The organism is Kineobactrum salinum, assembly GCF_010669285.1.
Lineage (GTDB): Bacteria > Pseudomonadota > Gammaproteobacteria > Pseudomonadales > Halieaceae > Kineobactrum > Kineobactrum salinum.
Window position 1 is genome coordinate 4,039,021 of sequence record NZ_CP048711.1, and the last position, 12,428, is coordinate 4,051,448.

A 12,428-nucleotide genomic window follows, 5' to 3' on the forward strand; every position below is an offset into this window, starting at 1 on the left:
GCCGTCCGGGGCTGAGTCATGCCCCTGGAGCGCTCTTGAATCAGTTGTTGCGAATGACCACGCCGCCCTTCATCACGAAGTTCACCGATTCGATGTGTGACATGTCGTCAATGGGGTTCTCTGGCGCAGCAACGATATCCGCCTGCTTGCCTTCTGTCAGGCTGCCAATACTCTCTTGCAGGCCCAGCATCTCGGCCGCGCTGATAGTACCGGCCTTTAGCACATACCAGTTGTCGGGAATGCGTTTCGCCATGGCGTTGAATTCGCGAACCGCCTGTTCCATTGGGAAAATAGGGTCTGATCCGACGACCATTTTCACTCCCGCGTCGTAAGCCAGCTTTACCGACCCGGCATGTTTGCGCGCGACCAATCTCGCCTTCTTGAGGTTGTCGGCGGAGATGCCGCCGCTTTGCCCCTGTTCGAGAATCCAGTCAACCACGTACAATGTCGGTACGTAGTACGTACCCTTCTTCGCCATCAGCCTCGCGGTTTCCGGCTCCGCCAGAGTGGCATGCTCGATGGAGTCGAAACCGGCCTCGACGGCGGCGCGTATGCCCGCATCACCGTGGGCATGGGCAGTGATTTTCCTGTTGTGACGGTGGGCTTCCTCGGCGAAGGCGCGAAATTCATCTTTGGTGTAGGCGGACACTTCGGGATCATCGCGCTGCGACATCACGCCGCCGGTCGCCATCACCTTGATCCAGTCGGCGCCGTGCTTGATCTCCTTGCGCACTGCGCGGCGGATCGCCTCTTCCCCGTCCGCGATCATTGGTCCCATGACCGGATGGGGCAGGTCAGGGGCATAAGTATTGAGATCACCGTGCCCGCCCAGAGGAGAAATGGCATGGGGGGCAACCAGCATGCGTGGCCCGCGAAGCTCCCCGCGTGCGATGGCATCCCTCAGTTCGATACCAGCGTAGTAGTAATCGAAGTCCCCGGGTACTCTTACGGTGGTAAACCCGCTGTCCAGCAGCACTTTCAGATTCTGCAGCCCCTTGATCGTATTGAATGCACTGGAGCGGGTCGGAGCCGACTGGTCCAGTGTTACCCCGGTGGTATCGATGAACAGATGGGTATGCATGTCCATCAATCCGGGCATGCACACACGGTCTGAAAGATCGATGACAGCCGTTCCCTCAGGACTGGAAACGCTTTTGCCAATTTCCGCGATCACGTCATCCCTGACCAGGATGCGCTGGTCAGTCAGTGTCTTTTCCTGCTCGACATCCAGCAACGTGCCGCAGCGTATCTCCTGGTAGGTCGTGGCGTTGGCGCCCAGGGCAGTAATCGCGATACACAGGGCCGTGGCGAGCCCTGTGGTTTTCGTCCGGTGCATCATTGAATCCACTCCCTTTTTAAATAATCTCGAATTATGTGGGTACGGTCTTTTCAGAAGCCGTAGCGTACCTTCACCCCGAAGGTGCGAGGCTCCCGTGGCTTGCCGTAGAGCGTTGCCTGGTCCAGAGGCAGAAAGGGCCCATAGTCGATCAAGCTGTAATCCAACTCGTCCGTGAGATTTTCGACATAGACCGTTGCGCTCCAGGCGTCGCGGTTCCACACGGCACGAGCATTCCAGCGGCTTTGGCTATCGTTTTCGTTCAGAAAACCCAGCGGCGCGTTAAAGCTGCCAGATCCTGAGGTGAAGGAATCAGTGTACTGGTAACTCAGCAGCGCCTCGACGGTCGCCCCACCGCCCATCTGGAACAGGTAGGAAGCGGTGGCGGAGAAGGTGTTTTCAGGCACGTACTCAAAATGATCGCCCGAGCGATCCACGGAGTTGCCGGCAGCATCCTTCTGCAGGTACTCGTCGAACTCCGTATCGGTATAGGCGTAGGAGGCCTCGAGCCCCAAGGCTTCCGTAAACTGTCCATTCAGTTCCAGTTCTATTCCGCGGCTGCTGCTGGATGCCGCGTTGTCGATGGTGGTGATCGGCGTTGCACCCTGGGGGTCGGGGACGACTGTGAGAAGCTGCTGGTCTTCGATGTCGATCCAGTACAATGCAGCATTGGCGCTGAATCGCCCGTCAGCGGAAGATGCCTTCACACCCCATTCGTAATTCACTGAGGTCTCGTCGTCATAGGGCAGGATCGCGTTGTCGCGACTCGGAAAGCGATTGATACCGCCGGCCTTCCACCCCATGGCTACCGTCACGTAAGTCAGCATGGTGTCGCTGATGTCGTACGATACCGACGCCATCCCGGAGATATTGTCATAGTCTTCATCCCCGATTTTGGGAAAGGAGAAAATTGAGGCATTGGCCACGTTGAGCACCCGTTCACCACCGATGTCTACGTTCTCTTTGGAGTACCGCGCGCCGAGAGTTACTTCCATACGTTCTGTAGGGGTGTAGCTGGCCTGGCCAAATACGGCCCATCCGTCGCGGTCTTCGGTAAAGTCCTCGCGGATGTACAATGGTAAGTATGGAATACCGGGGCCAATATCGAACTTGCGACCCTGTTTCATTTTCTGCTCGAAATAATACAGACCGGCCAGCCAGGTTAAATCATCGGCACCACCGGCGAGACGGAGTTCCTGGGAGAAGAAGTCCTGTTCCAGATCCGTTCTGTGGCTGGTTCCCGCCACGGTTATCGGTTCGGAGGCCACGGCAATTGGCACCACCGGCGTTGTGGTGGACTCGGTTATCGGGAGAAGTGTCAGCGGGGTCTGATCCGAGACATTGCTGTCGGGATCATAGAAACTGATCGAATCCACGGAGCGGTAGCCGGTCAGCGACGTCAGGGCCACAGTATCCGTTATCGCCCAATCGATGTTCATCTGCAGGCCTGTGTTCTCTTTCTCGTCATCCTGCTGGAAATCGTGCAGCACGTCAGTGCAATCGCAGTTGATCGGCGCTCCGTATCCCAGGTCGCCGAACTCCCGGTCGCTGTAATCGCCGATAAACTTTATCTCCAGGGATTCTCGCGGCGTCCAGACCAGCTTTCCACGAGCGGAAAAGCCCTCGGCGTCATTTTGCTTTCGGTTCAGTGTGACGTTGTCAGACCATCCTTCGGCGTCACGCGCCTCCACATTCAGGCGCGCGGCCAGTGTGTCGCTGAGCGGGCCGGAAACCGCCGCCCGCACACGGTAATCCTCGTGTTCGTCGGCCTCGAGTTCTACCAGCCCTTCGAAACTATCGCCGGGATCGCGCGTCACCATATTCAGGGCGCCGGCCTGTGTATTGCGGCCGAACAGGGTGCCCTGTGGGCCACGTAGCACCTCGACACGCGCCAAATCGAGGAAACCGAGGTCAAATCCAACCTGCGGCTGGTACATACCGTCGATGAATACGCCGACCGCCGGCTCGAGACCGCCGTTGAATCCCACCCCGCGCATACTGAGGTAGGTAAAGTCCGAATTGGGTGTGGCGCCGCCGCCCAGGGTGTAGAACAGTCCCGGCACCCGAGTGTAGAGATCGCCGACATCATCAATGCCCGCCTTTTCTATCTTGAGACCGTCCATGGCGGACACTGCCATGGGTACATCCTGCAGGGTCTCTTCCCTTTTGCGAGCTGTGACATACACTTCCTCAATGGCGCGTGGCCCCTGGGCAACCGCCAGGTGTGAGAAAAGCGGCTGGGTAAGGGCCGTGGCCAGCGCAACGCCTCTCGCTATGGGGCGGATGGATCGGATGTACAGATTATCCATGTCAGTCTTCCAAAAATGGTCTATTAAAAAGCGATCAGTGGAGCTGCGCGACACGCGGTTGGGAATTCCTGTCACGCACTGACCCGAACTACACAGCGATCGCCATGGCCGTGCGCCGTGGGTCGCCACAGGCGCGGGCCATGCCATTTTCGGGCGCAAGAGCGATGCTGTCATAGGATCCCATCCCCCAGTGCCAGGGATTGACACGATGCACCGCCGCACCAGATTTTTGCAGGAGCTGAAAAGCACTTTCCGGCATGTCGGTTTCCACCATCAATGCGCCGGGATAGCTCATGGAGTTGCCGCCGAAGCGGGGCTTGTGGACCGCGGCCTCGATATCCATACCGAAGTCCAGCAAATTGATGGCATTCTGCGTGATATTTTCCAGCAGGGAGACACTGGGCGACCCACCCGCCAGAACGCACCGGCCCTCCTTGAGAAACATGTGCGGGCTGATGCGGGCATTGATACGCTTTCCCGGCTGCGGCAGTCCGGAGGCATAGTGAGCTCCCGCGGCACAGATGCTGATGCCGTCGACAAACAAGCCATTGGTCCAGGGATAGGACATGCAGGAGTGTAATACCGTCGCCATATTGCCATCGTTGTCAACCACCGTGAGGTGATTGCTGCCGGGCGGGGGCACGGCCGCACCATCCATGACCTCAAGCAGATTGCTGGGCTTACCGTTTCCCAGTGCCTGGAACCGTTGCTGTGCGCGACTCTTGGAAAGCCGCTCGGCCATTGATGGCGTGGTGCCGGCATAGCTATCGAGCACATTCTGCACACCGACATCCGCGATGATCTGCATCAGCTTGAAGGTGGTTTCGCCGGAATCCCAGGCAGGCCCCAGGCGGTGAATATCCATCTGTTCCACCATGTTCATGATCTCGCCAAAAACGACGCCGCCAAAATCCGGATCCGGAGCGACCAACAGATCGTAGCCGCGATAGGTGGAACGTGCGGGCTCTTGCCAAATGACCTCGTATTCGGCAAAGTCCTCCGGTGTGATCCAGCCGCCGGCTGCCTGTACTTTCTCTGAAAACCTTTTCGCGAACCCACCACGATAGAAATAGTCACTGCCTTCATCCCCAAGGCGCTCAAGAAGATCCGCCGCCCGCTTCTGATAAAGCGTGGCTCCAGGTTTCGGTAAGGTTCCACCGGGAAGGAATATCTCCCGCCCCTCGGGGCTAACCCCAATTTTATCGGCGGAGACAAATATTTCACCCCACAGGAAGGGATGCATTGAGAATCCGTGGCGGGCATACTGGACAGCCGGCGCTACCACACGACTGCCTGGTACGGTGCCGAATCGTCCCAGTGCCGCTTCGATGCCGGCCCAGAAACCGGGCACTGTGACTCCCCGCCCGTCTCGCAGCATGACGCCAAGCTCACCCAGCTGCGCCTGATCCACCGGGAAATTGGCGGGCGCGTTGTTGCTGGCATTCAGATAGGAGATCTCGCCACTGCGGGCATCGAAGTACTGCAGCGAAAAGACGCCGGTGAGTGTCGTCATATGCGGTTCAACAACGGTTTGGGTCAGGGCCGCCGTACAGGCTGCGTCCACCGCATTCCCGCCTTCCTTCAATATTTCGACAGCGGCCTGACTTGCGAGGGGATGTGTCGAAATGGCAAGCCCCCGGCTTCCGCTGGCGGGCAACTTGCGCCCGAAATGCGCAGCTTCTACCAAAGCCTGGGTGCGATTGTCCGGCAATGGCCGATAAGCATTTGCCGCGAAGGAGGGGTCCGAATCACCACCCAGCCCTAGCGCTGCGGTACCGGCAGCAACGCTGCCCAAAAATTCCCTGCGTTTCATGCTCGCTCCTTGTCGGTATTGTTCTGTCGGCCACTGTTCATGGCTTCGACTCAAGTGCCATCGCCCGACCGTTTGTATACGGGTGCGAGGCCGCGCGCAGCGTACCCGTTGCGGGATCACGTGCAATTCCAATCCACAGTCCTTGGGCGTAGCGCCGCTCCTCCGGAGTGATCTCCATGTAGGGCAGACCGGTCTTTTCCAGAAGCTCTGGGGGGAAAGAGTTACGCATCACGCGCACTGTGGCTGCAGCATTGCCCATGTCCGAAATCGATTCGACCTTCGGATACAAAATTGAAGGCGAATCAAGTGCCTCTTTGGGGGTCATGCCGAAATCCATGACATTGGTCAGTGACTGGAAGGTCTGCAGGTGCAGGCCCATCGCCATTGATGAGAAGGCCATTACCGGTTCCCCATTCCTGAACAACAGTCCCGCCTCCGTGGGATCGGGTAGCCGGTTGCCCGGTCCCGCCATCGCCAGAATCGCCTTCTGGCTTACCGCGGGGTCGCCAACAGTGACACCATCGACAATGATGGCGGTCTTTCCCCACACCACCGCGTTGATGGAATGCACAATCGCGGTCATGTTGCCGTCAGCATCAATGGCAACCACGGTATCCGAGTGTTTCGGCCCCTTGTCATCCCATTGCATCATGCGCCGCCCCTCTTCCATATAGGACCAGAGCTTCTCGGCATGGGCTGGTTGCGTTCGCGCTGCCAGGGAAAAGTCCAGCCCGGGATAGAGCTGCTCCAGTGACCCGGGCGCAAATGCCTCGATGAAGGGAATGTTGCCGTTGCTCAACAACTCAGATACCCGCCTAAAACTTTCAGCGTTCTCCGACCAGTGGCCCAACTCGCGTATACCGGCCGCCTCGCCCAGGTGCAACGCTTCTATCATATTGGCCCCGCCATAGGACGGGGCACCATTGGCATAGACCGTGTAACCGTTATGTGACGCCTGCAGAGGATCATTCCACTGCACTTCGTAGGAGGCAAGGTCCTCCAGGGTCATGTTCCCTCCATCGGCCCGTATCGCGGCAACGGCCTTGCGCGCCCAGGGTCCGGTATACATGTAGTCCACTCCCTGCGAGGCAATCGCGTGCAACGTGTTGGCCAATGCAGGCTGCACGAAGTGGTCTCCCGGTCCGTACCACTCGCCATCGGACCTGGAGAGCACGGCTTTTGATGCGGGGAGCCGCGCCAGATCCTGCTTACGTGGTTCCAGAAAGGACTGCAGTGACCGGTTAAAGGGAATGCCGTGCTCGGCGATGTAGATTGAAGGAGCAAGCAACTGTTTGAAGGGCAGCCGGCCAAAGCGGGCATGGGCCGACTCGACACCGCGCAGGAAGCCGCCTACGAGAGCGGTACGTCCGCTGACGTCACCCGTTCCATACAGGCCTTCTCCATACCCGGCGATTTCCCCGGGGATACTCAAGGGGTCAGTCTCGCCAGCCACAGTATTCCAACCGGCGTTCAGGTAGCTCACTTTGTCGCTCCCGGCATCGTAATGCACTAGCGTCATGATGCCAAAGAAGCTGGTCACAGCGCCGCCGCCCGCGGTGATCTGCGCCATCGCCGTGGTCAGCGCGGCATCCACCGATGAGCCGCCTTGCGCCAGTGCCTCAAGGCCTGCACGTTGCGCCAGGGGGTGGTAGCTGCCGGAAATGGCGCCCCCGTGGCCGATCACTTCGGGGTTGCCAGGAAACGCCATGCCTTCCAGTTCTACGTATTTGTCCCAATCACCGGCAGACCATCTGGCGGGCGACATATCGACCGACTGCGGCGCATGGTGCTTTTGCACGGGCCCTGTCTGCTCGTCGCCATGCGCGGTGAAAGCAGTCATAGCCAGCAGGGTAACGGTCAGTCTTCTCATACGTTCTCCGGTCATCAATTCGCAAGTACAGGGTGTTTACGGTCATCAGTAAAGCGACCAGGCCGCTTTACATCAGAAGCTGTAAGTAAGATTCAGGCCCCAGGTACGGGGACGGTTGAGATAAGCCGCCCGCGTTGACCCACCGGGTCCTACCCGGAGTATGCTCTGTGGACTGATCTCATTGCTCAGGTTGCTGACATAGCCCACCACAGACCAGTTCTCTGATTGCAATCCCAGGCGCAGGTTCGACAGGGCGTAGTCGGGCAGCAGAAGTGCGGGATCGTTGACGCTGTTCTGGTACCGTTCATCGACCCATTGATAGTCCAGGTGTCCGGTGAAATCGATGTCCGTCAACGCAGTGGGATAAACGACGTCCACGGCCAGACTCAGGCTGTACTCGGGTACGTTGGGCAACTGATTGCCATCCTCGATGATGTTTGGCGGGTTACCCAGCAATTGGGAAATTACCAGGCTCTCCGGTGTTTCCCACACCTGCCGATCCTTGAATTCCGATTTGGTGTAATTGAAAGCACTGGTGAAGCTGATCCAATCATTAATTTGCCAGAATCCTTCCAGCTCAAAGCCAGTGGAAACCGCCTCGCCGGCATTTTCAAAAAGGGAGCCTGCGCTGGTGCCGATCAGCGTCTGGATATCGTTCCACTTGTTGTAGAAAACCGATCCATTGATCACGAGGGTATTGTCAAGCCACTGACTCTTCACTCCCGCTTCATAGGCCCACATTTCATCCGGGTCATAGCTTATATCTTCATTGTCGATCTCGTCTGCCTGGGCTACCGTGAAGCTGGAGTTGAGCCCGCCGTTGCGGATGGCCTTGCTGGCAGAGGCGTAAAGGAGAACATCCTGCCGGAGATCGAACTCTACTGCAGCTTTGGGCAACCATTCCCCGTTCATGGAATTTTCGACTTCAAACAGGTCTTGCAAACCCACCGCTCCAGTCAGAACAGCATTGCTGATCAGGGTAGAGGCGATGCAGGGTTATTGGGGAAGGATACATCGGGCGTGAAATCAGCGGCCAATGCACACACGGCCAGTGCCGGGTCATTCTGCGTTGCGGGGTTCTGAACAGGCGATGCCAGGTCCTCGTTAAGCCAGCGAGCGCCGCCGATCAATCTCACCCGGTCACTGACTTCGAATGTGAGTTCACCGAATACCGCCAGTTGTTCCCGGTTGGCGGGGTCCCCCACGACTTCGGAACCGAAGAACAATCCGTTGGGCTCAGCGCCGCTACCGGTCAGGGCGAGGAAATTCGCGTTGAGGGCTTCAATCTGTGGCGAAACAGCACTGGAACTGTTGAAGCTGTCGGCGTCCTTGTAGAACAGGCCGGCAACAAAGTTCAGCGGTCCCTGCAAGTCAGAGACCAGACGCAGTTCCTGAGTGAGGTTCTCATCCCTGGTATAGGTGTTGGTAATCACATCTCCCTGGATACCAAACAGCACTGGAAGGCTGTTCAACGCCTGGACGAAATCGTAGCGTGAGTAGCTCAGCTCCCGTTCGTAATAACCAGTAATGGATGTCACGCGAACAGGCCCGAAATCATACTCCAGGGTCAGATTGTAGAGTTCGTAATCGTCTTGCCACTCCTCATCCAGTGGACGCTGACTGAACTGTGGGTTGGAAGCCGCTACATCTGCAATCCAATCGCCGCCATGATCGTCATTGGCGACATGGGCTGAGAACTGGATGCGCAACTCGTCGGTCGGTAACGCGAGTACAACCAGCCGCCCCCCATCGCTACGATAGTCGTTATAGTCCTCTTGTCCGGTCAGCTCATTGTCGATAAATCCGTCATCATCCCGGGTAAAGCCCACTAGCCGCACACCCAGCTTGTCGGGAATAAGCGTTAGGTCCACGACGCCGTTAAGCGTATGGTTGTCACCGCCGTTCTCCGTCGTCGAAAGATTGGCATTGACCTTGCCGCTGACGCCGCTTTCCAGCGTCGGCGTGGCGCTGAAATAACGTACTGTACCGCCCACCGACCCTTCCCCGAAGTAGGTCGGTTGCGGTCCCTTCAATATTTCCACCCGGTCGAAATCGAAGGTGTTGAAATCGCGCTGCCGTGAACTGGCGGCAATTACCGGAACATCGTCCACGAACTGACTGACCAATGGCAATGTACCGAGAATATCCAGGATTGCCCCGTTCACGAGCTTGGCGACACCGCGCATGGACACTTCGTTGGCGTTGGGCCCCGGGTAGTGAAGTCCATGCCCGCCGTACGCCGTGCGATATCACCGAAATCCACGATCCCGGCCCGCTCCATCTCTCTCTGCCCGAAAGCACGAATGCTCTGACCAATGTCCTGGGCACTTTCCTCCCGCAGCCTTGCCGTTACCACGACTTCTTCGAGTGCAACGGCCTGGTTCTGGGCAGACAGATCTACACATGACAGTGTTGCCGCCATCCCCGCGAGCACCACAGATGACCGGGGCGCGGGACCCCAAAAACCGATGTGTTTTCTCATGATCCCTTTCCGCCCCTTTAGTATAATTAAATCAAATGACTTATGAATGATAGTACGCAAGCTTCCGGGGGAGGTTTATGGCAGATCGGCACAAAGATTGTGCAGAATGGCACCGACGGGCTGGCCTGATAGATTGGAAAGTATCCGTGTCAATGGGGCTAGGTAGAAAAAGCGCGCGGATTGACGCCAACTACACGCTTAAAGGCGCGGCTGAAACTGCCCTGATCCTGGTACCCGACCTGCTCGGCCACTTCGCCCACGCGTATTCCTTCGAGTAGGAGAATCCTCGCGCGGCGCATGCGTTGATTGATGGCATATTCTCCCACCGAAGTGCCGAACAGCGATCTGAAGCCCTCTGTAAGCTTGCGCCGGTTGATGCCGGCCAGGCGACTGAGTTCCTCCAGGGTATGACTGTTGCAGAAATCCGTCTCCAGTACCTTGCGCACCACTTCGAGTTGCTGGAGGTCCTTCGCCCGCAGGCGTACCGCCTGATCCGTCGCTTCCACAGAATCACTCCCAAGCAGCGTGATGCAGCGGGCGAACAGACTGAGAGCGAGGCTTTCCGCCATGATCCGGAACACCGGCGCTGCACTGTCGAGCTGCAGGATCTGCAGGGCCAGACCTTGCATCACGAGATCGCCCGGCCAGGCAATAAGATGAGGCAGATCATGAGTTTCCGTTACCTCTCCCCGCAGCCGTTCCAGCAGTAGATCCGCATCGCCCAGAACGCGGCGCGATATAATATCCGGGTGAAACACAAGGGAAACGCCGGACACCGGCGAATCGGCAGTCAGGTTGAGGCCGTAGCGGCAACCGCTGCCGAAATACAGCAGCGAGGCGTTGCCTTCCCCGGCGGTCATCGAAGTGCTGGAAATCTGTTCCCGGAAGAAACCCGAAATCCTTACCCGGAGAGCGGCCCAGTCCGATGTTCTGTAGGAAAAGGAATCAAGCTCCGGTGTAGACTGAATATTCCGGTTGAGAGCCAGAAGACAGCCTTTTTCAATGGGTAGATACTCGGTACAGCCGCCGCCAGGGAAGGGCACCCGGATTCCGGCCAGGCCCTCCCGTGCGCCGACCAGTTTCCGCACCAGTGTTTCCAGCGCATTGAAGTCAAAAAAATCCTCCCCGACCAGAAACGGCGGCCGCTTGCGCCTTTCTGGTTCAATAAGTTCCAGCATCGCCCCTTGGCGATGGACTCTGAAACCTTCCTGTTCCGGGGGTTCTTTCATTGCGGCTCTTCAGGACGGGGCGAACTGGTCTTCATTGATAGCCATGTTACTGCGGAGCATTTCTGGTCTGGAAGACATTCCGGCAGGTTCAATGAGGATATTTGCCAATACTAGCCCAAGACACAGCCATTCCATAGCCAGATAGCTGTTCGGAGCGAATGTCATGCAATCGCCAGTACGCACTTCGGTATTCACCGATCACGGAAAGGTTTAGCTGGAGCTGTTGCCATGCCTACCGCTCACGGTTAAATGGGAGTATGCATCGAATACGCGCATGAGACACTTGACTTATGTCCTGCTCACAATGAATAATCCCATCGACTTAAATCGATTGTAGGATATCAGCGCAGCCGTGATGCTTGCCCAATTGGAAGAGGGGCCGTCCTGTTGTATGCCGACCTCTCCTGGCTACCGACCTTTGGGACTGGTTCGAGGCTCCCAGCGTGTCTTGTTGAGGATTGCACGATGACCGCGAACATTATTGACGGAAAGGCGGCGGCGGAACGCCTGCGGCAGCAGGTTGGGCTGGAAGTGTCTCGCCTGGTGACGGAATACCAACTGCAGCCGGGTCTGGCAGTGGTGCTGGTGGGCGACGACCCGGCCAGCCAGGTGTATGTGAGGAACAAGGGTCGACAGACTGTGGCAGCGGGCATGCTCAGTCTGGAGCACAAGCTGGATGTCGCGGTCCCCGAGAATGAACTGTTGGCGCTGGTCGACCGGCTCAACAACGATCCTGCGGTGCACGGCATTCTGGTGCAACTGCCTCTGCCCGGACATATCGACGAGCAGCGTGTGCTGCAGGCGATTGACCCCGCCAAGGACGTTGACGGCTTTCACCCGGCCAACGTAGGTCGGCTCGCCACGGGCGACCCCGCGGCCATGGCACCCTGTACACCAATGGGTTGCACACTGATGCTGCGCGAACAATTCGACGGCGCCCTTTGCGGCCAGAACGCGCTCGTGATCGGACGCAGCAATATTGTCGGCAAGCCGATGGCGCAGCTGTTGCTGCGGGAGAGCTGCACAGTCACGATTGCCCACTCTCGCACCCGGGATCTGCCTGCATTGTGCCGTCAGGCTGATATCGTCGTCGCCGCCACCGGAAGACCGGAAATGGTGAGGGGCGACTGGATCAAGCCCGGCGCGGTGGTGATCGACGTAGGCATCAACCGTATCCGGTTCGAGGGAGAGGAGAAGGCCCGGCTGGTGGGCGACGTGGCCTTCGATGAGGTGGTGGAGGTGGCGGGTGCGACCACGCCGGTACCCGGCGGCGTCGGTCCCATGACGATTGCCTGCCTGCTGCGCAATACCGTGGTGGCGGCCTGCCTGCAGAGAGGTGTCTCCTGCGGGCTTGTCTGATAGGGCTGACGGTTGTCGTCGAGGTCGTGT

7 protein-coding genes and 1 pseudogene are annotated in these 12,428 nt (G+C 58.1%); 1 reads left to right on the forward strand and 7 read right to left on the reverse strand.

Translation table 11 applies throughout. The features are described from left to right. Positions 1 to 40: 40 nt before the first annotated feature. The 7 genes and pseudogenes from G3T16_RS17915 to G3T16_RS17945 form a co-directional block, all read right to left on the reverse strand. Positions 41 to 1,339, reverse strand: coding sequence for a metal-dependent hydrolase family protein (locus tag G3T16_RS17915; RefSeq protein WP_163496414.1), 1,299 nt, complete (start codon positions 1,337 to 1,339; stop codon positions 41 to 43). Positions 1,340 to 1,389: 50 nt separating this feature from the next. Further along, the gene (locus G3T16_RS17920; protein WP_163496415.1) at positions 1,390 to 3,645 is read right to left on the reverse strand and encodes a TonB-dependent receptor; all 2,256 of its coding nucleotides are present in this window, start codon (positions 3,643 to 3,645) and stop codon (positions 1,390 to 1,392) included. 88 nt (positions 3,646 to 3,733) lie between these two features. Further along, positions 3,734 to 5,458: a gamma-glutamyltransferase gene (locus G3T16_RS17925; RefSeq protein WP_163496416.1), complete on the reverse strand. Its 1,725-nt coding sequence runs from the start codon at positions 5,456 to 5,458 to the stop codon at positions 3,734 to 3,736. Between the two features lie 37 nt (positions 5,459 to 5,495). Next, complete coding sequence (locus G3T16_RS17930; RefSeq protein ID WP_163496417.1) at positions 5,496 to 7,328, reverse strand: gamma-glutamyltransferase; 1,833 nt, start codon at positions 7,326 to 7,328, stop codon at positions 5,496 to 5,498. Between the two features lie 72 nt (positions 7,329 to 7,400). After that, positions 7,401 to 8,270, reverse strand: a complete 870-nt coding sequence (locus G3T16_RS17935; protein ID WP_163496418.1) for a TonB-dependent receptor domain-containing protein — start codon at positions 8,268 to 8,270, stop codon at positions 7,401 to 7,403. A gap of 32 nt (positions 8,271 to 8,302) precedes the next feature. Further along, positions 8,303 to 9,529: pseudogene (locus G3T16_RS17940) on the reverse strand (TonB-dependent receptor domain-containing protein); the annotation flags it as partial. Between the two features lie 439 nt (positions 9,530 to 9,968). Further along, positions 9,969 to 11,039 carry a helix-turn-helix domain-containing protein gene (locus G3T16_RS17945; RefSeq protein ID WP_163496420.1) on the reverse strand — a complete coding sequence of 357 codons (1,071 nt, stop codon included), beginning with the start codon at positions 11,037 to 11,039 and terminating at the stop codon, positions 9,969 to 9,971. A 465-nt stretch (positions 11,040 to 11,504) separates the two neighbouring features. Between G3T16_RS17945 and folD the strand changes: the two genes are divergently transcribed. Further along, entirely contained in the window at positions 11,505 to 12,398 is an 894-nt protein-coding gene (gene folD / locus G3T16_RS17950; protein WP_163496421.1) for a bifunctional methylenetetrahydrofolate dehydrogenase/methenyltetrahydrofolate cyclohydrolase FolD, read from the forward strand. Positions 12,399 to 12,428 lie beyond the last annotated feature (30 nt).

Excerpts from the sequence above, each read along its gene's own strand:
- G3T16_RS17945 (WP_163496420.1), bottom strand. The coding sequence starts at position 11,039 with ATGAAAGAACCCCCGGAACAGGAAGGTTTCAGAGTCCATCGCCAAGGG.
- folD (WP_163496421.1), top strand. The coding sequence starts at position 11,505 with ATGACCGCGAACATTATTGACGGAAAGGCGGCGGCGGAACGCCTGCGG.
- G3T16_RS17920 (WP_163496415.1), bottom strand. The coding sequence starts at position 3,645 with ATGGATAATCTGTACATCCGATCCATCCGCCCCATAGCGAGAGGCGTT.
- G3T16_RS17915 (WP_163496414.1), bottom strand. The coding sequence starts at position 1,339 with ATGATGCACCGGACGAAAACCACAGGGCTCGCCACGGCCCTGTGTATC.
- G3T16_RS17925 (WP_163496416.1), bottom strand. The coding sequence starts at position 5,458 with ATGAAACGCAGGGAATTTTTGGGCAGCGTTGCTGCCGGTACCGCAGCG.
- G3T16_RS17930 (WP_163496417.1), bottom strand. The coding sequence starts at position 7,328 with ATGAGAAGACTGACCGTTACCCTGCTGGCTATGACTGCTTTCACCGCG.